Below are 25,577 nucleotides of genomic sequence, written 5' to 3'. Positions count from 1 at the left end.
TTTATGCACTTGGCACCTGGGACATGACTTGTCCTTCAATACGTTTAAAGATGTCATCTAAATCACGACCTGTAATTGTTAGACCATGATTCTTAAGTCCAATGATTGCCCTAGATGGATCATCGGCATTTCGTACTAAATCTGCTACAGTTTTCGCCAATTGAATCGTACCGCAAGGGTAGTTAATTTCCGTTGCTGGTACACCATCCATCCATGCATGAATATGAACAATTGCCCCCACTTTTGAATGCTCTTTATAAATCATCCAATGTTCAATTGCATCAACCGACGCTCTTTTTGGAGAAATACGAGGAGGAACACTTATTTCCATCGCATTTTTTTTGGAATTAAACCCATTGATATATAAAATATCTTGGCCAATTACTCGCATATTAGCTTTGTTGACACCGCTAGCACTCATCCAAAAGCTTTTATCATCGTGTCGGCTGCTTAGATTCCCATAGCTAAGACCACCTATACTGTATAATTTTTTTAACTGACGCATATCACGAGATGATAAATATTTATCAAGTGGAAAGGGTGCAGGTAATAAATTCATTTCATCTAATTTTTTGCCTGATACGTACATTTTTTGTGTGATATCGTTACCATGCCATAAATCTTGATCCAAATCATCCACAAAATGATTGTCAATCACTAATTGAGCCGATGCGACCGGTTCTAATCTTTCATAAATTTTTTGGAAAAAGTCTTTTTCTTCATTTTGATAACTTAATTTGTAAAATCCTTGTTCAGGAGTAATAAAATAAACATCTGTTTTTTCCTTATTATTCACAATGAAAATTAAATGGTTCGCTAAAGATCTAATTAGATATGGATAAGCAGCTTCAAATATATTTTCCGGTTCTTCATTTTTCTCTAGTATCGATACGACAAAAGTCGCTTGTGCCTTTCTACGAAACGGACGTGGTTTTTCTTGTTCGATCACATTAAATACAATCCTAATATTTTCAACTGGTTCTTCATAAAACTCGTATCCTTCAGTTGAAAATTTTTCCTTTAATCCTTCCGTATACCATGTGAGAAAAGGAGTTTTTTCGCCACCTGTTATTGTAAAGTTCTTCATTTTTGTCTTCCTCCTAACTTCTATCAAATTGTTACGGTTCGAAAACCACTTTGCTTGCTGCACGATTTTTCTTATTTGAAGCAGTACCAAGAGCATTTCGGTAATCTTCTATTGGAAATCTGTGCGTAACCAATGGTGATAGATCGACTTTTCCAGTACGCATTAATTCAATCGCTATGTCAAACGTTCGTGTGCTTTTTCCTTGAAACACCTCCGTACTATAAGCAAAGCTTCCTTTGACATCTAACTCATTTAGCCAAACTGTCGTCCAATCAATTCCGTCCATTATGCCGGCTAGACCTAACAGAACAACTTTTCCACCGTTGTTAGAGAATCGAAGTGCATCATTGATACTCTGTTTTTTTCCAACACATTCAAAGACAATATCTGCACCTCCTTGAATTACTTGAGGACCAAAAAGGGGTTTTAATACCTGCCCTTTAAGAATTCTTGTTAGGTCATCTACATAAGTATGTTTTCTAAGCTGGATTATATTGTTAGCCCCATAATTGGACGCCAACTCAGCTTGAAATTGATGTTTCACCAATGTAACAATTCTGCACGGGATTTCCAGTGCTCGAATAGCCGCAATGACACATATCCCAATCACTCCTCCTCCTATGACCAATACAGTGTCATTTTTACTTGGTGGATTTCTTAGAACACTATGTAAAGCGCAGCTAAAAGGCTCTACCATCACGCCGTTTAAATCATTCACAGCTGCTGGGAGTTTAAATGCTTGACTTTTGTGAGCCACTATAAACGAACTCCATCCCCCACCTGTGTCACGACAAGCTCCTATTAACAAACCTGGTGAAAGGTCTCCTTCAGTTTTATATGCGCACAAACTAAAATTACCCTTAAGGCAGGTGGGACAAGGATGTTCTATACCTCTTGATACACACGACAAAATAGGGTCTATAACAACTCGATCTCCGCTATTTAAATCAGTAACTTGTGAACCTACTTCCTCAATTTCTCCTACGATTTCATGACCGATTGTGAATGGGAACGAAACAAATGGTGAAGTAGCAGGACTATCATTTAAAAAAAGAAGATTAAGATCACTGCCACAAATACCGCCATATTTCACCTTTACTTTAACCCAGTTTTCATTCGGGAGCTCCGGCTCCGATTGTTCGTGAAATCGTAAACAGGATAGCCGAGCATTCCAATAAACAGAAGGAATAAATCCTCCGATTATTTTACTGAATATATAGTGGGGTATTTTATAATCGAATTGCAAAACTTTCAACACATATCACCTAGTTTCTTCAACAATTTCATATAATAATTTTCCCCGACAATTTCCTTACTATTCATTTTTTTGATAAATATGGAAAGTATTTTCCTGAAAAAAGAAACTATTTTGAAGTGAGAAAGAGAAAAATAGTTTTATGGTTATAATATTTAAGGTCTTATGAATCGGAGGAATTTGACTATGAATACAATAAACAAACAGGCATTAATGGTTTATAACCCGTTTTCTGGAAAAAAGGGATCTCATAAAGCCTTTCCGATGCTACTACAAAAACTTTCTGAAATGGGGTATCGATTAACGATTCATCCCATTAAAAAAGCATGCCAAAACAGATGGGATGCGATTTTTATTGCCGGAGGAGACGGCACTGTGAACCAATCGCTCCAATTTTTAGCGGCAGAAGAATATAGGCCCACTGTAGGGGTATTTCCATTTGGAACGAGTAATGGATTTGCAAAATATATAGGTATGTATTGCAATATACAAGCTCTTTCAATTATTGAAAGAGGTAATACAAAACAAATTGACATTGGAAAATTTGGAAACCTATACTTTGCCAACATTGCAGCAGCTGGTTGGTTGTCGGATATTACCTATAAAACTTCTCCTTTCCTTAAATCGTGTTTTGGTGAATGGGCCTATTGCATTCCTTTTCTTAAAACATTTTTTTTGACAAAACAATCAAATACTATTTCAGTTGATGTTTCCACAAATGAAGTAATTTCTGAACTCTCTTTATTTTTAATCATGAATGGAGACTCCGTTGGTCCTTTTGAACGTCTTATCAAGAATTCAACACATAATGATGGTTATTTTCATCTTCTCACTTGTAAAAAATCTGGTTACTTTACGATTTCAGAGGACATCGCGCTCAATCTTGATGGCGAAAAGGCTGATGTAAAAAGCCTGCATTTTAACGTATTGCCCCAGCATCTTCATGTTTTTAGTTAACTTCATATTAAGAACGCCTTATGATGCTTGTATATTTACAAGTAAAATTGGCTATATTGTTAAAAACTTATAAATAGGTGAGATATTTGTATTGTTTTATTGTTAATAAAGTTTCGGGTAATGGCAGAGCACTAAAAATATGGTGTAAAATTGAAAAAAAACTTCAAGAAAAAAACGTTTATTACTGTGTTCATTTTACACAAAAACCAAAACACGCCACTTTATTAGTACAAGAACTTATCAGCAAGAAAAAAGTAACTGTAATTGTTGCGGTAGGTGGCGATGGGACTATCCATGAAGTGATTAATGGATTAGTCGGTACGAATATACCTTTAGGAGTTATTCCTGCTGGCTCAGGAAATGATTTTTCAAGAGGACTAGGTATACCTTTAAAACATGATAAAGCGTTAAAACGTATATTAAGTGGGAAACCAAAAATCATCGATATCGGATTTGTAAATTCCACATACTTTTGTACAGTAGCAGGAATAGGATTTGATGGGGAAGTAGCTCATGTGACGAATGCTTCAATATATAAGAAATTACTTAATTTAATACGGATGGGTCATATTTCATATATCATTAGTGCAATTAAGGTGTTATTCCAATACAAACGAACGGATATTTCTATATTGATTGATAAAAAGCTATACAAGTTTCAAAAGGTGTGGCTAATTGCCGTAGCTAATCTACCTTTTTACGGTGGAGGACTTGTTATTTGCCCAAAGGCTAAAAGCAATGATGGTTTATTTGATATATGTATTGTTCAAGGAATGTCCAAGTGGGAATTTTTAAGTATATTTCCATTAGTTTTTAAAGGAAATCATACATCCTCTCCTTCTATTAAGATAATTAAAGGAAAAGAGCTTGAAATTTATTCCCCAATTCCACTGATGATTCATGGGGATGGGGAAGTGATTGGCCAAACTCCTGCCCGAATTAGAATTCAACCATGTGCATTATATGTTATTTGAGAAACAATTAACAAAACGACGAAGAACCCTCAATTTCATAGTTTTGATGAAGTAAGGGTTCTCATGATTTAAACACAGATTATTTTTTTCATTTCTTCTAAAGCCTCTTCATAATCAAATTCAACTAATGCCACAAACATTTTGTTTATTTCTCCAATGATACTTTTTATGATTTCAATCATGATTTGAATGAAAAACTTCCTTTCTTAACTTGTATTGAATTACAATGATTAATCTTTTAATAATTAGTTACTGATTATTTTCATTGTTTTGTTCTTCAGAAGGTTCTTCAGTTGGATCTGGTTCATCTTCATCAACGCCATTACATCCAAATAGAAATCCTAGGGATAAAACAGAAGATATTAGTACAAGTAAGTATTTTTTTCTTTTCAAAGTTAATTTCTCCCTTCAAGAAATATATTATTTTCTCAGTATCTACCTAATCAAAAAAAATATTCCCTTTTTAAGGTAAAATCAACAATGATGTTAAGAATTTGTAGGGTATTCCCGGAATGATTAGAAAAGAGAAGGATTTAAGTTTAAATTTTCCAAAATTGAAAAAGCTCTTCAGCAAATTCTAGAGAAAAAAGTTCATTTCATACGGTGGAACATCATAATTCCATAATCGGGAGATCGTTCTCCATTTAAAGGGCTCATTTGTTGAAAAGATATAAAAGGAACATACATATTAGTCAAGCTAATATATATGTTCCTTTATTTGTGTTATTACGCAAAATAAGTATTAAAAAAAGCGCAAAATAAATATAAAAGTTATAGGGGGGATTTACTATCTTCAATGGAAAGTTCCATAAACGTCCGTTTTCGGTACTTTTCAGGGATACTAAATTGGATAAATATGTTATGATAGGAAAGAGATTGTGAAGGAATGTATTAAGCTAAAACGATAGTTATCAAATATGTTGTTTAAAAAAGAGGAAATTGATACTTCATTTATGGGGGCTTTCTTGTTGACAATTTTTAAAATTTGGCATATCTTATACTTAACTTAATAATCGGCAGATGTTTATTTTCGCCTTTTTAAATAATTTGGCCATTAGCATTCTTTTAATATTTAATATTTAATATTGACTGGTTGAAAAAGTATCCTAATATAAAAAGGAAGAGTAACGTAAATCGATTTATTTCATAATCAAGGGACTAAATTAAAGTTATACCGATGTTTTCTTTAGAAGGAAGTTAAAACATAGTAATATAACCTATAAAAAGGTAGCTCTTCAAAAAACTTCGCTGAAGTTAGTTGAAGTGAAGCCGACAATTTTCAAGATTCAATGATTTAATATCATCATTGAAGTTTTGAAGTTGTCGGTTTTTTTTATTGAAAAACAACATTTAACCAATAAAAGAAGAAAATAAAATTGTATGAAATTCTAGAAAAATATCACCTTAATTAAAAGGATTTTTTGTACGTTAACATCATTTAAAAAAGGGAGAATTTGAAATGTTAGATTCGCTGAGTTTGTCATCATTGTTAACATTATTTTTTATTATGCTTATTGCTTCTGGGCTAAGTGGACTATTGTTTTTACATCCACGAGTACCCTTGAGTTTTGTTCGCATTCATATTGGTATCGTGGCATTACCGCCTTTGGTTTCCTTAGTGGCTCTTGTTAATAGTAGTGAGAATGGAAATCTTGGTCCTTGGTACCTAGATTCCTTAGCTTGGTTAATGGCTTTCTTTGTTCTTACAATTGGTTTAATCATTCAGCGTTTTTCTGTACGTTACTTAATGGGGGATCGTTCTTATCGAAAATATTTTGCGCTTTTTACTTTCACTACAGGTGCTGCTTCAATTGCATGGTTAAGTGGTGATCTCCGCTTGATGGTTATATTTTGGGGAGCAACTCTCGTCGGTTTAACCTTACTTATAAGTTTAAACAGTGCTTGGAAAATAACTAGTCAAGCAGCCAAGGTTTCTGGTCGATTATTTATGTTAAGTTGGTTTTCTCTGTTATTCGCGATGATTTGGCTTTTTCAAGTCACAGGTCAATGGCAGTTATCATTAGCTCTAACAAATGATAGTTTAGCTCAACTTGGATCATGGGAGAGAACAGGGATTAATTTATTGATTATATTAGCAGTGATAATTCCTGCGGCCCAATGGCCTTTCCAAAGGTGGTTAATTGAGTCTGTTGTTGCTCCTACTCCTGTTTCTGCGATTATGCACGCAGGTTTAGTAAATGCAGGTGGGATTATGCTAACTCGATTTTCACCTCTTTTTAATGGTGATATAGCTTCGATTATGTTACTTATTCTTGCAAGCATTTCTGTATTGATTGGATCTGGAATTAGTTTAGTCCAGGTTGACTATAAACGTCAGTTAGTAGGCTCAACGATTGGACAAATGGGGTTTATGCTCATTCAGTGTGCATTAGGTGCTCATATAGCAGCCATTATTCATCTTATCTTACATGGTTTGTTCAAAGCTACGCTGTTTTTACAGGCTGGTTCGGCAGTACGTCGTTTCGAAGTATCGACTCGCGTTAATGAAAAGTCATCCTATTTATGGATCATGGCTGGTCGGATTTTAGCCTTAGTTGTAGGGGTTGCTTTTTGGCTCATGGCTCCTGGAGAGGGGTATCAATTGATTAGTGCGCTAATCTTAGGGTGGTCATTGTCCGTTTCTTGGACACAGCTCGTAGCTTTTGGAGAGGGGAGAATTGGTCGAATTGCTGGCTTATCATTTTTAGGAGGAGCAGCCATCGTTTATTTTATCATTCATAACCTCTTCTATGAGTGGTTGCATACAACCGTTTTTCAAAGTGTTCAACCTCCAATTTCAGTTGTCATCATTGTCGTATGTCTCTTACTATTTGGTAGTGCTTTAGGTACGTGGGTTGTTCGTAATCGTTCATCTGTTTTCTTCGCAGTACTCTATCTTTGGTTAGTGCGATTAGGTGAAGCAAAACCAAAGTCAGTAGAGAGTCATCCAAACTACCTTAAACAATACTTATCATAAGGAGGTCATCAGTGATGGGTGTAACATCCGTATTAACGAAAGAAAATGCAAAAAAGAAAGATACAGATATTGATTTTCAAGAAAGTGATATTAACGTTTTAATTGAATCTGCTAGCCGAGTGATTGCACCACTTTGGCCTATTTCTACATTTGCAGCACGTAATCCATGGATGGGACTTGAAAAGCAATCTTTTGACCAGGTTGCAGCTTGGTTAAAAAATACTCGTGATGTTGATATATACCCTAGTGCGTCTATGATCCATTCGGCAAAGAGTAAAGGTGAGATTGATGAAGCTTTTGTGAAAATGGGGCTACAGCGTTGGCTTGATTCACATTCCTTTAATATCCCACGGGACGTGGCAGAGCGATTTTGCCATGCTGCACTAAAATTAGTTCCATTACCTTCTAACCTTTTATCATCACGCAAGCTGGAGAAATTGGTAGAGAAATTGGTAGGTAAATTTAGTGGACTGAATACGGATAATATCGAGAATTTTCCAATGCAACCAATAAGTTCGCATGTAGAGAATAAAGATGGTGACAGGTTAGTTAATATTCTTGATCATCATGTCATCAAGTGGTGTAAATTATATCTTGATGACTCTCAGGCAGGTTGGACAATGCCAAATCGTGAGGAAGGTTTCTATCGTGCCTGGCAGCGTCTCATTCAATATGATCCGGCACTTAGTAAAAAGCAACGCGAAAGTTTAAAAGGTTGGCCACAAGAGGCACATATGGCTTTAAAAGAAGCGTTATTCGTACTAGAAATACCTGAATCAGAGATACAGACTTATCTTGAAGGTCATTTACTTTCCTTACCTGGGTGGGCAGGGATGATGCTTTGGCGCTCCCGACAATCGAGCCATGAACATGCACTCCTAACAAAATATTTAGCAGTTCGAATTTCTATGGAATTGGCGCTTATAAAGCCTTACTTACCTTTGACCAATCAACGATCTGGGAAAAGAGTTTCGATTACTCCCCTTATAGCATCTTGGATCCATTGGGGGGACCTTACAATCGAGGAATGGTCACAGATGTCAGCCGCTGAACAAAACGAATATTTATCATTTGCCTACAGCTTTGATGAGAAGCTTCGCAGGAAACTTTGGTTAGAAGCTTGGGAACAAACACACACGGATCGATTAGGTCAGAAGATATTCTCTAAACAACGTGAGACAAACGATAAAAAATCAGCATTAGCTCAATTTGCATTCTGCATTGATGTACGATCAGAACCTTTTCGTCGTCAACTTGAAAAAGAAGGTCCGTTTGAAACGATTGGAATTGCCGGTTTCTTTGGCTTACCAATAGCAACAAGTGAACTCGGGAGTAATCACAGCCATTCTTCCTTGCCAGTTATACTAAAGCCTCGACACAAAATAAAAGAGTCTGCAAATGAAAATGAACTCAAATCATATCAACAACGTAAGCAGGCAGTTAATTCCTTAAGCTATACATTTAAAATGATGAAACAGAATGTACTTTCGAGCTTACTTTTACCTGAGCTAAGTGGACCTTGGCTTAGTCTACAAATGGTAGCACGTAGTTTTGTGCCAAGAGGAGCAGATCGTTTTATTCGTAACCTTTGTGAGACTTGGTTACGCAAACCTAATATAACGCTCTCGCTTAATCATGTTCATAATACAGAAGCAGAGATACCTGTTGGTTTTTCTGAAGAAGAAAAAGTGAATTATGCGCGCCAAGCTCTGAAAATGATGGGGTTAACAAAAAATTTCGCACCATTAGTCGTAATATGTGGTCATGGTAGTAAAAGTACCAACAATCCCTATGCCGCTGCTCTCGACTGTGGTGCCTGCGGTGGGGCGGCAGGTGGATTCAATGCTAGGGTTTTAGCTGCTTTATGCAACCTTCCTGAGGTAAGAGAAGAGCTTTCTTCTGAAGGAATTAAAATCCCTGAGGACACCGTTTTCGTGGCTGCTGAGCATAAAACAACGGTGGATGAATTACACTGGATTTATGTTCCTGAGCTTTCCGAAGCTGCACAAGAAGCATTTGATCGTATCGAAGCTATTATGCCGAAAGTGAGCCATAAAGCAAATGCAGAGCGTCTAGCCCTATTACCGAATTTCCAATCGAAACTTAAAAATCCAAAGGCTGAGGCACACCGATTTGCGGAAGATTGGAGTGAGATACGTCCGGAATGGGGATTAGCTCGTAATGCAGCTTTTATTATCGGCCAACGTGAACTAACTCAGGATTGTGACTTGGAAGGTAGAGCCTTCCTTCATAATTATGATTGGAAGCAGGATGAAGGTGGTGATCTCCTAGCTAATATTATTGCAGGACCAGGAACGGTGGCCCAATGGATCAATCTACAATATTACGCTTCAACGGTAGCGCCTCATTATTATGGTAGTGGAAATAAAGTTACTCAAACCGTTACAGCAGGTCTCGGTGTTATGCAGGGGAATGCAAGTGACTTGTTAGCCGGACTACCTTGGCAATCCGTCATGCAATCAGATCACGAGGCTTATCATTCTCCTCTTCGTTTGCTGATTGTCATCCAAGCACCTAGCGAATATGTAGAACGGTTATTAAATAATGATTCAGTATATCGAGAAAAAGTTCAAAATGGATGGGTTCGACTTGCTAGTGTTGATCCAGATGGACGCTGGGAAAATTGGTAACTGCTAAAATAAACATTTATATAATGATTTTTTACTCAATCAAAAAATTTAAAAAATAGGAAAGGTGTATTAAATGAATTTAGATAAAAATAAAAAAGCACTATTTTTAACGGACATTGAAAATGGGTTGGAGCCTATTTTACAAGAAGTGACTAATATACGAGCAGAAAACATGCTGACTATACAAAGCTATGATACCTTAATCTCACATCCTTATGGAGATATAATGAGGTCTGTTATCATTGCTATTTATCAGGAAAATGTTGAGGAGATTTTTGTTGTAGGAACAAATGATAAGAGGACTGACACAGTTAATGTACTAACTCAACTTGAATCAATGAAAGACAAAATACAAACATTGGATTATCTTTTTCAAAATTGCAGGCCTGAATTTTCAGGTGATACGGTCGATGAATGGCTAAATGGAAAAGAAAATGGTAGTGGCAATATCGAAAAAAGTGTTGATATCATTCGTCATCATCCATTAGTGCCGTCATATGTTAAAGTTCGAGGTTTAGTAGTTAATAATAAGGATGGAAAATCCTCAATTGTGGAGGTTCCTACTAATAAAACAGCGTCAAACCTTACCTGATCATCTGAAATGGAAGGGGGAGTTAACTTCTATGCACCCATACATGGGGAAAAAGGCAGTTTTATCTACAATGCATGGGAAACAGCAGGCAATTGTCCAACCTTTTAAAAAATTCTTAAATGTTTCTATACAAGTCCCTAATAAGATCAATACAGACATGTTAGGAACCTTTTCTGGAGAGATAGAGCGAGAGCTTACGCCCTTAGAAACTCTCCGGAAAAAAGCAAGAATGGGAATGGAGGAACTTGGTCTCCCTCTTGGAATAGCTAGTGAAGGCAGTTTTGGACCACATCGTTATCTTCCTTGGGTTGCAGAGGATCATGAGATTCTTTTATGGATTGATGAAGAGCGAGGAATAGAGGTTATAGAGCATGAGGTAAGCGGTGAGACTAATTTTGATGCAAAAACAATTTCTACATTTAATGATCTTAAAGATTTCTTAGATAAGGTACATTTCCCTTCCCATGCCTTAGTGGTTAGACCAAATTCAGGTTTCATTCAAGGTTTTACTTTTAAGGGATTAAAGAGAGCTTCTGAGGTAAAGGAAGCCATTGATCTTTGTACTTCTGCATCTGCAGATGGTTTAGTTTATGTTGAAACAGATATGCGAGCTCATAGAAACCCTACTCGGATGAAGGTAATCAATAAGTTGGCGGAAAAATTAGCTGTTCGATTGATGAACTTTTGTCCAAATTGTTGTTGTCCAGGATGGGGAGTAATAGATGTGGTTCGTGGGTTACCTTGTGAAGCTTGTGGCCTTAGGACAAAACAAATTGCTCAAGAAGTTTATGGCTGTCCTAGTTGCAATTTTAAAAAAGAAGAACCCCGTCAAGATGGTGTTACAACATCATCTCCCACTTATTGTGATTGGTGTAATCCTTAAGAATCAGAAGCCAGGAGCTAGGAGCAATAAAGCTTTTAGCTTTTTATATAGTTTTTATATTAAGTGAATCAATTCTTTCTTATTAGAATTTAAATAATAGGGATAATGTTTTTCTTGGTTATAAGGAGAATTTAATGGACTCTAATTTAACTGATTTTGTAATTGAAACAATAGAAGATATTAGTATGTTTGATTATAAAGATTTAGAATGTATAAAAAGAGTTATTAGAAAAGCAATTGATGTTTATAATTTAAAATCTTATGAAGAACTTGAGGAAACTCAATCAGGTGTTATTAGATTTTTATATATACACTCTATGATGGAAGAAAACATTTTATCCAAAATTGTAGAGATCACAAGGAACAGTGAAATTGAATTGGATATTGAAGGTGTATATGAAGGTCATGTCATTAGAGATTATTAATTGATGGCTAGAATAATCAATTTTGTCAATATAGCATGCATCTTGGAAACTTTTGAATTCAGGATTGACGACAGGCGCTCAACTTTATTTTATAAGGATGAAAATCGTCATAAAGACTAAAAAAAGCATATGGAATAAACCAATTTTTTGGTTTGATAGGAGATGTAGTATATATGAAAATATCTAAAGGTTCTTATGAATCTGAGATAAGTAAGGCAATTACTCAATGGGAAAAGGATTTTCTTGGGCGTGGGTCTGTATCAGTTAAGACAGATATATTAAGGGATATGATTATTGTAAATCTAAAAGGTATTTTAACACCAGCTGAATATACCGTTTGTGAAACAAAAGAGGGAATGTTAACTATAAAGAAAACTCGTTCGGAATTAGTTGAATCAGGTATAGAAGATCTTAAGGGTATTATATTAACTATAACGGGAGAAGAAGTGAAAAGTTTTCATACTGATATAAGCTCTCGTACAGGTGAACGTGTGATGGTATTTAAATTATTTAATGATCTTGAGAAAAATCTTTTTATGTAAAAAAATAAAGGGATGTCACCTTGAGAATTATAATATTTTTGTAAACAGTACTATATCATAATGTCTACGATAACCATTGTAGAGGGTTGGTTAGACCGTATTGGCAATCGAAAGAGTAATGATACAACAGGAATTTCACCACAAGAACGTTGGTCTGAAGAGAACTAGGTCCGTTACCAAAGCTTGATTATGATACTAGCTACCCAGTTTATCGTAAAACACATTTTGATAGTACTTTTTCTTATAAAGGACATAAATGGCTACTACCTAAAGAATACGCTGTAAAGGAAATCCTGGTAAAAGAATCGCTATCTGGCGTAATGCGTTTTTATTGTCAAGGGGAAGAAATTACGGCTATACAAATATCCGAATCCGTTATTTCGTTAGCAGACCAATTAAAAAAGAAACAGAGTGCCGTGGTTGCCGCCCCGCATTCTGTTCCCACAATACCGGTAAACACTCGTTCTCTCAATGACGACCTTGTGAATGGCCCTTTTGTGGAACAAGGAAGCTAAAGAGCGATACATATTATTCATATTTATATGCATTCCCCTCAATTTTTAATGACTTTTTACGATTTAGGTCTTAATAATAGAATATAATAGCTTTATTGAAGTTCTTAGCTAGATAAAAGTTATAGTAATCCTTAGAACTAAAAAGTGAGAAAGAATGGTTGACTTAATATTTAAACTAAAGCTATACATTAATACTACATCCTTTTTAAAAGGGGAGTAGCTTTTACACCAAAGTCGTCATTTCGGAGATTTCTAATCTCTCGGCTTTGTTGGCAGCGAATTCGTTGTTAGCAAGACCTTTGCCTATTGGTAAAAGTCTTTTTGTTTTTCCAGATCTGAGTTGCATGAATAGGACTTTTTGATATCAAACTATAGAAAGAATGGTGAGAAGGATTATGAAAAGAAAAGTATCCTTTGTGGAGTTGGTCAAAAAAAATAAAGAGGATCTCTTGAAAGATAAAAAGCAGGTTGCAAAAATAGAGGAACGGCTCGATGCAAGACATGTAATGCCCAAAAAATAAGTGGCTAAAGATCCCGAAATAAAAACAGGAAGACATTCATGATTCTGAGAAATATAGGGCACTATTAGGAATAGGATCAACACAGATCGATCTTATACTTGAAAAGGAAACATATAGGGCAGGTGAGCAGGTAAAGGGATATTTCTTGATTAAAGGTGGAACTATATTACAACAACTGAAACGGATCGATTGTGATTTGGTCCTAATGGATAGGGAGGAGAAAAACGAAGAAATCGTTGATTCTGTTACTATTTTAACAACCAAGTGTATTCAGGCAGATGCTATCTTTTCCGGCTACCGAACTCTACCCGAGTATCGACAGCCACATTATCTTATCGATTTAAAACAGGACTAGCTTTCAAAAAAAGTCTAGAAAGCTTGGATCAGGATGCTATTCGGATCACTGAGGATATTAGAAATAATGACACAGCTAGAACTATTTTTAGACATAGAACTATTTAATAGGAGGAAAATTTAATTGGAACTTTCAATTTTATTAGAATATGGATGGGTATTGCTATTATTAATCGCCATCGAAGGCTTGTTGGCAGCGGATAATGCGCTTGTACTGGCCATAATGGTAAAGCATCTTCCTGAGGACGAAAGAAAAAAAGCACTTTTCTATGGACTAGTAGGTGCCTTCGTTTTCCGCCTTGGTTCATTATTCATCATTTCTTTCCTTGTCGATGTTTGGCAGGTACAGGCTATAGGTGCTTTATACCTGTTATTCATCGCAATCAATCATATTTTGAGGAAACTCGTCATTAAAAATAAAGATGTGAATAAGGCAAAAAAGGAAGAAAAGAAATCCGGTTTTTGGGGAACAGTTTTTAAAGTAGAATTGGCAGATATTGCTTTTGCTGTTGACTCAATTTTGGCTGCTGTTGCGCTGGCTATGACCCTTCCGAACACAAATATTCCGAACATTGGGGGTATAGATGGTGGTAAGTTCCTCGTCATTTTTGCCGGTGGATTAATCGGTTTAATTATCATGCGTTTCGCTGCTAACTACTTTGTGAAATTGCTTCATGCAAAGCCAGGTCTTGAAATTGCCGCTTTTGCGATTGTCGGCTGGGTTGGTGTAAAACTTGCCATCTTTACATTAGGACATCCAGATGTCGGAATTATTTCATATGAATTTGCACATTCAACAGAATGGAAGCTCATCTTCTATACTGTTTTGATTGGGATTGCCGCAGCTGGCTGGTTTCTGACTAAAAAAACGGACGAAAAACAGCCTTCGGAATAACTTAGATTTTTAAAATACGAGATTTTTGAGGAAAGAGCCGGAAGGAGATTCAGATAAACCGGTTCTTTTTTTTGCATAACGCTTTGTTATTGATAAGGGTTGATTTAAAAAATTGAAATTATAAGGCTTTAGAATGCTTCTGTCCGTAATCGTAAGGTGTCTGCCGTTTCCCAAGTACCTAATACACAGGCTAAAAAGAGCATCAGTTTCTTTTTGCTCAAATCTGCTTCCATTTCACGGTTTTCAAGAAACTGAAACCAGGTCAAGTATAGTTGCAAATATTTCGTTGAAACACCGTTGAACTTTCTTATCCATTTCTTTAGTCGAGAATGGTAGTTGTTAATGTTATTCAAGTGATAGATACCACGTTTAACATACACTTTTTTACTAGTGTTTATGATGATATGTTCGACATTATTTATTTTTGAATATGACTTGTATGAGTGATGAGAATCCGAACACAGTACAGTATCACCATGTAGAAGTGGTGTTAAATTTCCATCTAATTGTTGAGTGAGTATACGTCCCATTCCTACTACTTTGGATAATGTAGTTTTATTACGGTCTCTTGCGACTAGTACGCATACTTGTTCAGAGGAAATGCCTCGTTTAGTTGCAGAACCACCACGTTTTCGAGGTTTTCTATCTGTGATAACATTTCTTCCTTTGCGGCTCTCTAAAAAATAGGTTTCATCAGTTTCTACTATGCCTTCAAAAGAAGGTGTTTGTTGCCTTGCCAAAGCAGATAGGATCTTGTGCCGCCATTAGAAACAAGTTGTGAAATGAACACCGACAATTTTAGCAGATTCGCGAAGAGATAGCCCCTTTAGCATACATTCTATAAACGTAATCCACTTATTAGCTTTTTTGGACCGATATAGTGGAGTATTTGTTAGGTCATTGCTGATTTTAAAGCAATCCTTACATTTATACCTTTGACGACCATTACGCTTACCGAAGCGAACAACGGACACACTTCCGCAATGTCGACAATGATAACCACTAGTAAATTTACGTTCTCTAAGCTCACCAATCAAGTTACCTTGTTGAGAAGCTTATGGGATAAAAATACGTTTAAGAAATTCAAATAGATATTCTTTATCCTTGTCTGCTAAATCTGAAACGTCAGCTAGGACATTCGCTAAAGTCGGCATCAGCCTTACCTCTTTCGTAATATTCTTACGATCAGGATGGCACAATTTACCGGAATCTAAACAATATCAACCCTAAGCCTTAACAAAGCCTTGCATAAAAATCCCTGAAGAAAGAAGAAAACCCTCATGTTAAATATTTAGATCACAAATCAGCTGCGATAGCTTTATTTCAATACATTGAAGGCTGGTATAATCGTAAAAGGATTCATGGTAGTTTGGGATATAAAACACCACAAGAGATCGAGAACTCCATTAGGGTACCCTTTGATTGAACGTAATTCCGAAATTCTTCACTGGTATATTGAGAGCCTAAATCTGTATGCAGAATAAGCCCATTTGCTGGGTTTTGTGCCAAATATGCGTTATCTAATGCTTTCATCACTAAGTCTGTATTCATGATTTGTGAAAAAGAGTATCCAACAACTTTTTTAGAGTGCAAATCCATTACAGAAGCTAAATAGCACCATCCATCTTTAAGAGTGTGGATATAAGTAATATCAGCTACCCATTTTTCATTAATAGTCTTAGTAGTAAAGTCGCGGTCTAACAGGTTTTCGCGTTCTTCTATCGATTGCTTACTTGAATAAGGCCTAGTGACAGGGTAGCTGCTCTAGTCCGCAGGATTTCTTCCAGTAAAAGTAATTTACTTATTTAATATGGTAATAAAAGAGAAATCCTTGAAATTACCATGAGAGTCCTAATTCATCGCAATAAACATCTGCTTCAATAAAACAATTCTTCATATCAGCCTCACTATCTAATTCAGCGAGAATATCATACACTGTCTTTTTTAACGCATCGACAGTTGTATAAGGGACGTAGATTATATAGGGGTCCCGGTAGCAAAACGCGGAAAACATACGCTAAGCAAATTTCGACATCAAAATAGCCGAGTTTTCCTACTCTAAGAAAATTCGTCTTTCTTCATTATTTTATTAAAGGTCTCAACGAACTCAATTTAGTAGTTTTGTTAATATCAAATGAGTACTCCCCAAGGAAATTGATGTGCTCCCAACCTAAAGGGGAGATATGTTGCATTAATTCCTCTTTGAATAGCCCTTTATCTTTTAAAGCAGCTGTAGCTTCTGTTAAATAAACGGTATTCCAAACGTTAATAGCGTTTATTAGGATATTTAGAGCACTTGCTCGACTTGCTCGCTGAAGTTGTTCTTGAAGACCTCGCTCTCTTAATTCACCTCTTTTACCAAAAAATATAGCCCTAGCAAGGCCATTCATCGCTTCACCTTTATTTAATCCTTTTTGAACTCTACGTCGTAATGCTTCGTTAGAAATATAATCTAAAATGTAGATAGTTTTTTCAATCCGTCCCATTTCACGAAGAGCTGTTGCTAATTTATTTTGTCGTGAATATGACCCCAATTTACTCATTATGAGTGAACCGGATACTTTTCCTTCTCTTATTGAGTGAGCTAGCCTTAGTACATCATCATAGTTATCATAGATCAATTTTGTATTAATACGCCCTCGTAATATACTTTCTATCTTTGGAAAATCACGTGCAGTACTCATTGTGTAAAGCTTAGTGTCAGAAAGATCCCTAAGCCTTGGTGCAAATCGAAAGCCAAGAATATGACTTAACCCAAAGACTTGATCTGTATAACCAGCCTTAATTGTACTAGTATTAAAAGTAGTTATTAACGTATCTTACGATACCAACTACTTCTTTTTTATTTCTTTAAAGAATCGTTATGTGTACTATGAAATTTATGAATATATAGTATCTTATGAAACCAGGGGGTGGTAATGTTGAAAGTACAAGAAGTCCTCATTCAAGAGAAGAAAAGATTTCTTTTAATTGACAAGGCTGGGTATCCTATCATACCTGTTGCAAAGTATATAAAGTATTTAGATAACATTGGAAAAGCTGAAAACACACTAAAGTCATACTGTTACCATCTAAAGCTTTACTTTCAATTCCTAGAGGAGAGTGGATTAAGATATCAAGAAGTAAACCTTGATATTTTGGCTCAATTCATCGGTTGGCTAAGAATTCCTGATCAATCTACAAAAGTCATTTACTTTGAAGAAACCTTAGCAAAACGATCAGAAAAAACGGTCAATACCATCATAACCTGTGTCATAGGGTTCTATGACTATCTGACTCGTAACGAGGATTACGTTGGAAATTTAAATGATCAATTAAAAAAGCAAGTCCCTGGACGTTTTAAGACTTTTAAACCTTTCCTTCATCACATTACAAAAGGGAATTCTTATGATAAAAACATTTTAAAGATTAAGGAAACAAAGCGTTTAATCAAAACCTTGAGTAAAAATCAAATCCAAGTCATCCATGATGCGTGCAGCAATATACGGGATGAATTATTATTCCATATATTATATGAAGGAGGATTACGGATTGGAGAGGCCCTTTCTCTGTGGGTAGAGGATTTTGATATAGGTAAAAACGCTATAACGGTTAGGAAATCCAAAACATCAGACGGAGAAAAACGAAAAGTTTATGTGTCTATAGAGACTATGAATCTCTTTCAAGATTATCTAATAGACCATCATTCTTACGAAATTGATAGCAATTATGTTTTTATCACTTTAACTGGACCAAATCGTGGTAAGCCAATGACTGATGGTTCTGTACGTTCTTTAATTAAACGGATGAAGAACAAAACAGGAATAAATTTTACACCTCATATGCTTCGGCATACATAGGGGTACAACCGAGATACTTGTAAAAATGAGTCACAGCATGGTTTTTATTTCCACTTTTTAAACATAAGGGATTACCGGACATGCCCATCAGTTAACACCGATGAATTCTTAGGGTAGAGCTGTTTCCGCAAGACAACATTCACCACTACTAAATAAAGGTATGCCGAATTCCCTGAAATAGGGAAATATTTTAACGCTTTGTTACTTTCTTGTGACACAGGGTACACTGATAGACAGTCACCCAATATATAAAAAACTGTCTTTTTCTCATAACGGTGGGATTTTTTCTCTTTTTTCTGTAGGATGGTAAACAGGCGAAGCACCTGTTGTTTACATAACACTGAATTATTAGCAAACAAAGAATCCTTAGATTTCATAGAATCTAAGGATTCTTTGTTTATAAGAGTATACTCATAATGAACAAAAACATTTTAAATCAATAACTGCAAATAAAGCCGAATCTCCCTTAGTGTAGGGGAATTCGGCTTAGGGTTTCTTATCTTTAAATAAAATCCCCAGCGCTAAGCGCCAGGGTACGTAGCTAATCTTTGAGTGCTGTCTTAAATATACTCAAGCCAAACTTTGAATAATTGATAAAGTGCTTCTTTACTAGTATTGCCATCAATTGCATCAAGAGTTAAATTGTAAACTACAGTTCTCGGGTTTAGTTCCATATCAGATTTGAACCCTACTAACACTGGGCTGTTAACATATTCTAATGATTTAGGTTTTGTAATGTACCCCCATTTTAAATTTTTTTCGAAATGTTTTATTAATGTTTCTGCAAAATAAATTGCTATATCCATTGCTAATGTAGTGCTAGCCACACTCAACCTTTTGTTGTTTCTTCTTACTTCATCTTTAAGCCAATCAGGAATATTTTGTAATTGATCATCTATCTCTTCTTTAGTCTTTAAGGTGGTTTTAATATTAGGCAAGAACCATTCCCATAAAATAATTAATGACTTAGGGGATAAATCTAGGTATTTCTTTTCTCCGCCCCCAGTAGCACCAAATAAATCAATCAATAGATTTATTCGATTAGGCACTTCTGAAACATACCATTCAAAGTGTTTCTTCGCTTCTTTGGCTGACATTTTCCCAAAAGGTTTTACCTCAAAAGGCGGATCCATTAAAGGGTAGTCCAACTTTCTTCACTCCTAATCATATATAATATAATCAATTTTACGATCTCTAAGGTAATTTAATAAGTTTTTTGATCCTCCGATTTTTCCAGTTACTGCACTTCTGAAGAAGTGCCATACAGCGCCTCTGATAGATTTCTTTTTTATTAGTTCCGCATCTTTTTGTACCTGTTCTTTTATTCTTTTTGAAAGCGTAACATAACCAACTTTTGACTCATGTGCAATACCATTGGCCAATTGGTCAACATACCTTCCACCTAGACTTGTTTTAAAATAAACTTGTGCTCGTCCTCCGACTAATTGTTTAAGGTACTTTTCACCGGCTGCTCCAGTTTTAAAAGAAGGTTCATCATCATCTTTAAATTCCTTTTTGATTTTTTTAATTAAAGCACTCGAAAGCCATCTTACCAATGTTCGGAATCTACCATCTTGATCAATATACATAGCAGGGTTATTTCCAGCGTAACTATATCTGTTTTGGGTAACTGGATTTTTTAGCTCTCCAAATACCGGATCTTCCGATAAAAATCGTCCATTTACAGGGGAATAATATCTTGCCAATAAGTAATATAATCCCGTATTTTCATCGTAGCGATATCCAGCATATCGATAGGGATTAGATTCAGCCATGGAGCCTGCCTTAGAAATGGTGTTACCCCAAGCATCGTACTCATACTGTGCAACCACATTCCCATTTTCATCGGTTAATGCAGTAACATCACTATGTCCATTAACATGATAGTAGTATATTTTACCACCCTTTGTCATGGTTACCGGATTCCCGTTGTCATCCCAAGAATATTCAGCAGTAATAGTATTATTAGCATCTGTTTCATAAATCACCTTATTCCCACTATAATGGAAATAGGTTGTCCCACTGGAATTTGTTATGCTAGTACGTTTTCCGTCATAGTCATAAGTATACTTAGCCAAGCTTGAACCGTTACTATCTTTAATTTCAATAAGTTGCATTTCTGAATCGTAAATATATGATTTGTCTCCATCATTTACTAAATTCCCATTTTCATCATAGCTATACGTTTTACCATTAACAGATGTCAATTGGTTTGCCACGTTATAAATGAAGTTTGTAGATGTTGTTGTGGAACCTTTTGTTTCAATTTTTTTTGTTCTGTTACCAACAGCATCGTATTCATAAGTCAAAGTGGTTCCATCTGTTAGTGTTTCTTTCCTTATTTGATTTAAACTATCATATTCAAAAGAAATAGAGCCTTTATTTGTAACTACACTCGTTAGATTTTCTTTATCGTAATTGTACTTAAAAGAGTCTAAAACCGAGCCGTCAGGCAAGTAATTCTTTAGGAGACTTAGTCTGTTTGCTTCATCATATTCCTGACTGGTATACGTGTTGTTTGATTTACGAATGGAACTAATATTGCCGCGCTCATCGTATACATATTTTGCTAAGTTGACCCCATTCCGTATTATCGCAACCGCTTGGTCTAATGAATCATACCGATATTCGGTAGATATATTTGTTACACCTACGGTTGCTTTTACTGCTGTGACATTATCATTCATGTCGTATATATATTCTAGTTTGTTCGACCCCTCAACCTTTTGTGTAAGACGATTATTTTTATCATAAGTCAATGAAGATTGTATTCCTGTAGCATTGGTAATCGAAGTTATGTTGTTGTTCGCATCATAACCGTAATCCCATTTCTTTACTCCATTAACATAAATACCACTTATACGATTAAGGGCATCAAACGTATTGGTAATAGCATTACCTTTTGGAAAGATAACTTTTGTTTGTTGGCCGTTCCGATTATACTCAAACTGCGTGACTTGGTTTAATGGATTAGTGATTTTTGATATAAGATTAAACTCGTTATAATCGTACTTAGTTTGATTTCCTTTAGTATCAGTAACTGTTGTACGGTTTCCATTGCCGTCATAGCCATAGGAAGTTTCACCAAGTTTAGCATCCGTTACTTTTGACAACAAATTACGGGTATCATACGTAAACGAAGTGGTTTGTCCCTTAGTATCTGTGGTGCTTATCTGGTTACCAACCGTATCATAACCGAACGAAACAGTATTTTTAACCTGATCTTTTACACTGGTTACATAGTTACCGCCAGTATCGTATGTGTTGGAGGTAATCGATGCCCCAGTTTCCAACCGTATTGCGTCAAACCACGCTGTTCCTGCCTGGTTGTAATAATAATAGTACACGTCTATCGAATTGAACACTTTTTTCGGTTTTACTTCTGCTGCAACATGTTGCCAGTCTGTTGCTGTTTTATCAAAGTCGTTTGCGTAATCCCAATCGGTTGTGGCATCTGTATAATTGATACCAATTTGCATAGAGTAATAGCCGCCGTTCGGGTCTGCACCAACTTGCTTGGACCAACCGGATAGCGTCAACTGTGTATTGGCATCCCCGGAAATATTTATTCGCTGCTTGAGGTACTTATTCTTTCCGGCTTCTCCTGTCATTTGGAAGGAAGATTTGCCGATATAGATATTGTCATCCTCTGGGTTAACGTTTTGAACAACTTTATCATTTACAGATAGATTACTGCTAGAATCCCAGTTATTGGGTTTTCCATCTTGAGTAGCATATCTTTCAAAACTTGAGTTTTCGACAAGGTTATAAGCGGAAAGCATTGTTCCTTTTTCCAATTGAACACCGTCAAAATATGCAGTTCCAGAACCCGCATTCAACCCAACTGCCACTGTGATTTTTTTTGTATTTGCTGGTACCGTGTCAATAACAGACTGCAAACGAGTCCAATCATGGGTTCCTTTTAATCCAGATGAAAATTCCTGTCCTAGCCAGTTATTTTGATCATCGAAAAATTCGATTTTTAATAGAGCCGAACCAACTGTACTGCTGGTTTTGACATAGGCACTCGCTATATATTTTTCTCCGGCTGTATAGTCGAACTTATCTGAACGGATAATTGCCCAACTTGTTGGATTGGAGATGCTGACTGCTTTTCCACCAAACTTACTCGTACTTGACCAAGCAAAATTGGCTGTGCTGCCAGAGTCTTTTAGCTGCTCCCAGTTATCAGGCCAGTTATCCGTATTTTGATCCAACTCAAAGCTTGAATTTGTCAGCATATTGTCTGCCGCAGACATCGGATGTGTATCGTAAAGGAGATTCCCTTTCGAATCATAACGGCTGGCAGACGTCTGCACGTTTGGATCTGTCGCTTCCGTCAGGTTGTTTTTAGAGTCGTAATCATTGCTGCTTACGTTTTGATTAAAGTCCTGTTCTTTTATCAGGTTGTTTTGGCTGTCATAACTATAAGTCGCGTTTTGGTTTTCTGGCAATTGCACTCCTGTAATGTTTCCGTTCGCATCATATGTGTATACATACGCTGCTGTCCCGTTTAATTTGTTCGTGTTCGCATCGACAACTTTTGTCATGTTGTTATTGTTATCGTAACTGAAAGTTGTGACGGCCTTGTTTGCTGGGTCAAGAGGGTTTTCCGTTATTTGCACTACATTGCCGTTCGCGTTTGTAGTATAGTCCACGCGCTTACCTTCACCATCTGTTACCGAAGTTACCAGATTCGTGGTATCGAAGGTATATGTCGTTTGACTAGTAGTGGCAGCGCCATTAATTGTGATAGGGCGGCTAATGCTAGTAACACGGTCTGATGTGTCATATCCAACTGTTGTCTTGATATTCCGGGCATCGGTGATTCCAGTCACATTATGATCCGTATCATACGTGAATGTTGTGATTTTTGCTTCTGGATCGGTCACTTTTGTGAGGTTGCCAGAAGCATCGTATTCATAGCTCGTTACCCGGCCTGCTGGATCAGTCACACTTGATACATATCCGTTTGTTCCGTTAGCCAGAGTTGTTGCTCTCCCAGAAGCGTCTTGGACTTTTGATAATTTTCCAGAAGCGTCATACACGAAAGTCGTTGTGTTATCATTTGTGTCAACAATCGAGCTAATTTTGCCATCTTTGTTAAAATTCGTTTTTGTACCGTCAATTTCGGTAATGGTATAAGTTCCGTCACTATTCTTGACTAAATCAAGATAAATACCTCCGGCTGCTTCATATCCACCTCCGACTTTTTCTCCAAAAATATGACGCGTGTTATCTTCATCAATTAAGGTGATCGGTCCGCTCCCTGAATCAACGATTGATGGTTCCAGATTAGTAATCCATCCGTATCCGAATAAACCTTTAAAAGAAGATTTCCGGTTATTGAATGTTCGAGTTATGCTTACTCCTGGACCGCGTCCAGGGATCTCTACATCCGATTCCTGATAAACAAGGTTTCCATTTGCTGGATTTACGCCATCTTTTGTATTCATCCAGAATGTTTCATTACCAATAGCTTCTACTCGGTAGTTAATACTTAGACGAGGTGTATTGGTACCATTATTCACAGAAGTAAACGTTCGATATGGTGAAGTGGTCTCATTCTGCTGTTTCAGCATCAAACCATAGTTGGCTTGTACACCGTTGTACCAGTCTTTTGCAAGCTTTGTAATGTCCCAACTCCAGTATGCATTATAGGAAGTGCTTGCGACTGTGGATTCCTTTGTGCTTGCAGTTGTTGGCTGATTATTCCATGTCACAGATGACGGCCAATCACTTGTAGCACGGTATAAATCAACAGATACTTGTTGTCCGTCATTTCTCGTTTGATACGCGTTAAATGTCGCGCTGTCAATCACGCTGTCGCTAGGCAGTGCCGGAAGATAAAATCTTGCAAGTGCACGTGTATTACCAAAATAGCTGTTATAACCTGTATGCACGTAAGAGTTGCTAGAGTAAACAGAATCAGGAAAACTGCTTGCAACAAAATTATCGCGCAGCACATTCCAACTGTCGATCGTCGGGTCAATCGTGACAGGATATTGTGTTTCTGGATCTTTCAAGAATGCCTGATCGGCAATAACATCAACAAATGTTTTCCCGTTTTCTTCACGCAGATCCAAAGAAACTTTTTCGGAATATTTGCCTTTTGCATCCGTCATAAAAGGACTTTCAAAGAACCAAATTGTATTTCCCTTTGAATCTTTGAAAACTATTGTGCCATTTTTCTCTTTATGAGATGTAACACCTTTCATCTTCAGTTCAAAACTGAATGTATTTTCGTTTTGATATTGATTAAGAACAATATCTTCTTTCACTGCGCTACCTTGTACACGGTAACGAACATCGACATTGTCGAAAATACCTTCATAGTTAACTTCGTTTTCTTTAATTGTACCCTGTACTTTGTTGGCTTTCACCGGAACGAGACTAATACTTTTTTCGTTCTTTTCAACAATGACAAGTTCTCCATTTCCAGTTTCCTTCGTAAACCAGGCCTTTTGATCGTTTGCAGTATTTTCAAATTTCCCCGATTTATTTGGGTTGTTTTTGAGGTTATTATCGACTTTTTTCCATTTTTTATCTGATGAATCTTGATAAAACTGTTGTTCCATAAAGATTTCTTCGGTGAAACTTCCATCTGGATTTAAGTATCGCTTTGAAAATGGAGTACGTTTACTTACTAACTCCAATTTTTCCTTTGGAAGTTTATTTGGTAGTTCACCAATGTTTGCAGTTAAGGTTTCCTTTTTAGGAACTCTTTTTGCCTCTCCTGGCGCTGCTTCTGCAAAAGAAGGTCCTACTAAACTGATAATAATGCAAAATGATACGATTATCGCAAAATAGCGATAAAAAGACCTAAATGCTGAAGACATAAAATATTTTTCTTCCTCTCAAGTTATGTACTATCCAAGATAGTCCAGATAATTATACTTAGATTATTAAATATTGGATATTAATCAAAATTTGGTAAAACTCCAACTGATAATGTCTAGAACGTTAGACGTGTTTTCCAATCTATTAGAGGTAGTGACAGGGTTACTAATATCCGACCGCATAGTAAACAACTAAACATTGAATAGGTAGCCTATCAGATTACCAAAAACAATATTTTTTGTAACAACGTTAATTAGAAAATCTGATGCT

At 36.3% G+C, this 25,577-nt stretch carries 17 protein-coding genes and 5 pseudogenes; 14 read left to right on the top strand and 8 right to left on the bottom strand.

Annotation, left to right across the window (positions count from 1 at the left end):
- Position 1: 1 nt before the first annotated feature.
- Together ACFFIX_RS21630 and ACFFIX_RS21625 are read right to left on the bottom strand one after the other, a co-directional pair.
- The gene (locus ACFFIX_RS21630; protein WP_378937752.1) at positions 2 to 1,087 is read right to left on the bottom strand and encodes a class II aldolase/adducin family protein; all 1,086 of its coding nucleotides are present in this window, start codon (positions 1,085 to 1,087) and stop codon (positions 2 to 4) included.
- Positions 1,088 to 1,118: 31 nt separating this feature from the next.
- Positions 1,119 to 2,342 carry a zinc-dependent alcohol dehydrogenase gene (locus ACFFIX_RS21625; protein ID WP_378937750.1) on the bottom strand — a complete coding sequence of 408 codons (1,224 nt, stop codon included), beginning with the start codon at positions 2,340 to 2,342 and terminating at the stop codon, positions 1,119 to 1,121.
- 186 nt (positions 2,343 to 2,528) lie between these two features.
- Here ACFFIX_RS21625 and ACFFIX_RS21620 point away from each other — a divergent pair, with 186 nt between their 5' ends.
- Both ACFFIX_RS21620 and ACFFIX_RS21615 read left to right on the top strand, forming a co-directional pair.
- Complete coding sequence (locus ACFFIX_RS21620; protein ID WP_378937748.1) at positions 2,529 to 3,299, top strand: diacylglycerol kinase family protein; 771 nt, start codon at positions 2,529 to 2,531, stop codon at positions 3,297 to 3,299.
- An 86-nt stretch (positions 3,300 to 3,385) separates the two neighbouring features.
- Positions 3,386 to 4,273: a diacylglycerol/lipid kinase family protein gene (locus ACFFIX_RS21615; RefSeq protein WP_378937746.1), complete on the top strand. Its 888-nt coding sequence runs from the start codon at positions 3,386 to 3,388 to the stop codon at positions 4,271 to 4,273.
- Between the two features lie 249 nt (positions 4,274 to 4,522).
- Here ACFFIX_RS21615 and ACFFIX_RS21610 read toward each other — a convergent pair whose 3' ends face one another.
- Entirely contained in the window at positions 4,523 to 4,666 is a 144-nt protein-coding gene (locus ACFFIX_RS21610; protein WP_251157325.1) for a hypothetical protein, read from the bottom strand.
- 1,066 nt (positions 4,667 to 5,732) lie between these two features.
- Between ACFFIX_RS21610 and ACFFIX_RS21605 the strand changes: the two genes are divergently transcribed.
- The 10 genes and pseudogenes from ACFFIX_RS21605 to ACFFIX_RS21560 all read left to right on the top strand — a co-directional run bounded on the left by ACFFIX_RS21605 (position 5,733) and on the right by ACFFIX_RS21560 (position 14,628).
- Positions 5,733 to 7,250, top strand: a complete 1,518-nt coding sequence (locus ACFFIX_RS21605; protein ID WP_378937743.1) for an NADH dehydrogenase subunit 5 — start codon at positions 5,733 to 5,735, stop codon at positions 7,248 to 7,250.
- 14 nt (positions 7,251 to 7,264) lie between these two features.
- Entirely contained in the window at positions 7,265 to 9,901 is a 2,637-nt protein-coding gene (locus tag ACFFIX_RS21600; RefSeq protein WP_378937741.1) for a DUF2309 domain-containing protein, read from the top strand.
- Between the two features lie 73 nt (positions 9,902 to 9,974).
- Positions 9,975 to 10,497: pseudogene (locus tag ACFFIX_RS21595) on the top strand (carbonic anhydrase); the annotation flags it as partial.
- 39 nt (positions 10,498 to 10,536) lie between these two features.
- On the top strand, positions 10,537 to 11,376 hold the full coding sequence (locus tag ACFFIX_RS21590; protein WP_378937776.1) for a DUF6671 family protein: 840 nt from the start codon (positions 10,537 to 10,539) through the stop codon (positions 11,374 to 11,376).
- A 134-nt stretch (positions 11,377 to 11,510) separates the two neighbouring features.
- Complete coding sequence (locus ACFFIX_RS21585; protein ID WP_251157376.1) at positions 11,511 to 11,801, top strand: DUF6407 family protein; 291 nt, start codon at positions 11,511 to 11,513, stop codon at positions 11,799 to 11,801.
- Between the two features lie 173 nt (positions 11,802 to 11,974).
- Entirely contained in the window at positions 11,975 to 12,343 is a 369-nt protein-coding gene (locus ACFFIX_RS21580; RefSeq protein WP_251157375.1) for a Na-translocating system protein MpsC family protein, read from the top strand.
- A 320-nt stretch (positions 12,344 to 12,663) separates the two neighbouring features.
- Positions 12,664 to 12,858 carry a hypothetical protein gene (locus tag ACFFIX_RS21575; RefSeq protein ID WP_378937738.1) on the top strand — a complete coding sequence of 65 codons (195 nt, stop codon included), beginning with the start codon at positions 12,664 to 12,666 and terminating at the stop codon, positions 12,856 to 12,858.
- Between the two features lie 395 nt (positions 12,859 to 13,253).
- The gene (locus ACFFIX_RS21570) at positions 13,254 to 13,379 is read left to right on the top strand and encodes an FbpB family small basic protein (protein ID WP_285855299.1); all 126 of its coding nucleotides are present in this window, start codon (positions 13,254 to 13,256) and stop codon (positions 13,377 to 13,379) included.
- A 34-nt stretch (positions 13,380 to 13,413) separates the two neighbouring features.
- Positions 13,414 to 13,734, top strand: a complete 321-nt coding sequence (locus ACFFIX_RS21565) for a sporulation protein (protein WP_311316000.1) — start codon at positions 13,414 to 13,416, stop codon at positions 13,732 to 13,734.
- 123 nt (positions 13,735 to 13,857) lie between these two features.
- Positions 13,858 to 14,628, top strand: coding sequence for a MeeY/MeeF family manganese export membrane protein (locus tag ACFFIX_RS21560; protein WP_251157374.1), 771 nt, complete (start codon positions 13,858 to 13,860; stop codon positions 14,626 to 14,628).
- A 128-nt stretch (positions 14,629 to 14,756) separates the two neighbouring features.
- Here the strand turns inward: ACFFIX_RS21560 and ACFFIX_RS21555 are convergent.
- Positions 14,757 to 15,782: pseudogene (locus ACFFIX_RS21555) on the bottom strand (IS1595 family transposase).
- A 104-nt stretch (positions 15,783 to 15,886) separates the two neighbouring features.
- On the opposite strand from ACFFIX_RS21555, the pseudogene ACFFIX_RS21550 reads away from it, so the two are divergent.
- Positions 15,887 to 16,054: pseudogene (locus ACFFIX_RS21550) on the top strand (IS3 family transposase); the annotation flags it as partial.
- Here the strand turns inward: ACFFIX_RS21550 and ACFFIX_RS21545 are convergent.
- Positions 16,024 to 16,374: pseudogene (locus tag ACFFIX_RS21545) on the bottom strand (transposase); the annotation flags it as partial. The pseudogenes ACFFIX_RS21550 and ACFFIX_RS21545 sit on opposite strands and share 31 nt — an antisense overlap.
- 335 nt (positions 16,375 to 16,709) lie before the next feature.
- A pseudogene (locus ACFFIX_RS21540) lies at positions 16,710 to 17,417 on the bottom strand (Tn3 family transposase); the annotation flags it as partial.
- A gap of 129 nt (positions 17,418 to 17,546) precedes the next feature.
- Here ACFFIX_RS21540 and ACFFIX_RS21535 point away from each other — a divergent pair.
- A complete protein-coding gene (locus tag ACFFIX_RS21535) occupies positions 17,547 to 18,467 on the top strand; it encodes a site-specific integrase (RefSeq protein ID WP_378937735.1) in 921 nt (306 codons plus the stop codon).
- 560 nt (positions 18,468 to 19,027) lie between these two features.
- On the opposite strand, the gene ACFFIX_RS21530 is transcribed toward ACFFIX_RS21535, so the two are convergent.
- Complete coding sequence (locus ACFFIX_RS21530; protein WP_378937733.1) at positions 19,028 to 19,615, bottom strand: hypothetical protein; 588 nt, start codon at positions 19,613 to 19,615, stop codon at positions 19,028 to 19,030.
- A gap of 12 nt (positions 19,616 to 19,627) precedes the next feature.
- Entirely contained in the window at positions 19,628 to 25,306 is a 5,679-nt protein-coding gene (locus ACFFIX_RS21525) for a DNRLRE domain-containing protein (protein WP_378937731.1), read from the bottom strand.
- Between the last annotated feature and the right edge of the window lie 271 nt (positions 25,307 to 25,577).

It is taken from the genome of Metabacillus herbersteinensis (genome assembly GCF_042433335.1).
Lineage (GTDB): Bacteria > Bacillota > Bacilli > Bacillales > Bacillaceae > Metabacillus > Metabacillus herbersteinensis.
Note: the sequence above shows the minus strand (reverse complement) of the source record. Positions and strands in the feature narration are given on the sequence as shown.

What these genes read in the sequence shown, in the direction of transcription:
- ACFFIX_RS21630 (WP_378937752.1), bottom strand. Translation starts at nt 1,087, where the DNA reads ATGAAGAACTTTACAATAACAGGTGGCGAAAAAACTCCTTTTCTCACA.
- ACFFIX_RS21620 (WP_378937748.1), top strand. Translation starts at nt 2,529, where the DNA reads ATGAATACAATAAACAAACAGGCATTAATGGTTTATAACCCGTTTTCT.
- ACFFIX_RS21605 (WP_378937743.1), top strand. Translation starts at nt 5,733, where the DNA reads ATGTTAGATTCGCTGAGTTTGTCATCATTGTTAACATTATTTTTTATT.
- ACFFIX_RS21600 (WP_378937741.1), top strand. Translation starts at nt 7,265, where the DNA reads ATGGGTGTAACATCCGTATTAACGAAAGAAAATGCAAAAAAGAAAGAT.
- ACFFIX_RS21590 (WP_378937776.1), top strand. Translation starts at nt 10,537, where the DNA reads ATGGGGAAAAAGGCAGTTTTATCTACAATGCATGGGAAACAGCAGGCA.
- ACFFIX_RS21585 (WP_251157376.1), top strand. Translation starts at nt 11,511, where the DNA reads ATGGACTCTAATTTAACTGATTTTGTAATTGAAACAATAGAAGATATT.
- ACFFIX_RS21580 (WP_251157375.1), top strand. Translation starts at nt 11,975, where the DNA reads ATGAAAATATCTAAAGGTTCTTATGAATCTGAGATAAGTAAGGCAATT.
- ACFFIX_RS21575 (WP_378937738.1), top strand. Translation starts at nt 12,664, where the DNA reads ATGCGTTTTTATTGTCAAGGGGAAGAAATTACGGCTATACAAATATCC.
- ACFFIX_RS21570 (WP_285855299.1), top strand. Translation starts at nt 13,254, where the DNA reads ATGAAAAGAAAAGTATCCTTTGTGGAGTTGGTCAAAAAAAATAAAGAG.
- ACFFIX_RS21535 (WP_378937735.1), top strand. Translation starts at nt 17,547, where the DNA reads ATGTTGAAAGTACAAGAAGTCCTCATTCAAGAGAAGAAAAGATTTCTT.
- ACFFIX_RS21525 (WP_378937731.1), bottom strand. Translation starts at nt 25,306, where the DNA reads ATGTCTTCAGCATTTAGGTCTTTTTATCGCTATTTTGCGATAATCGTA.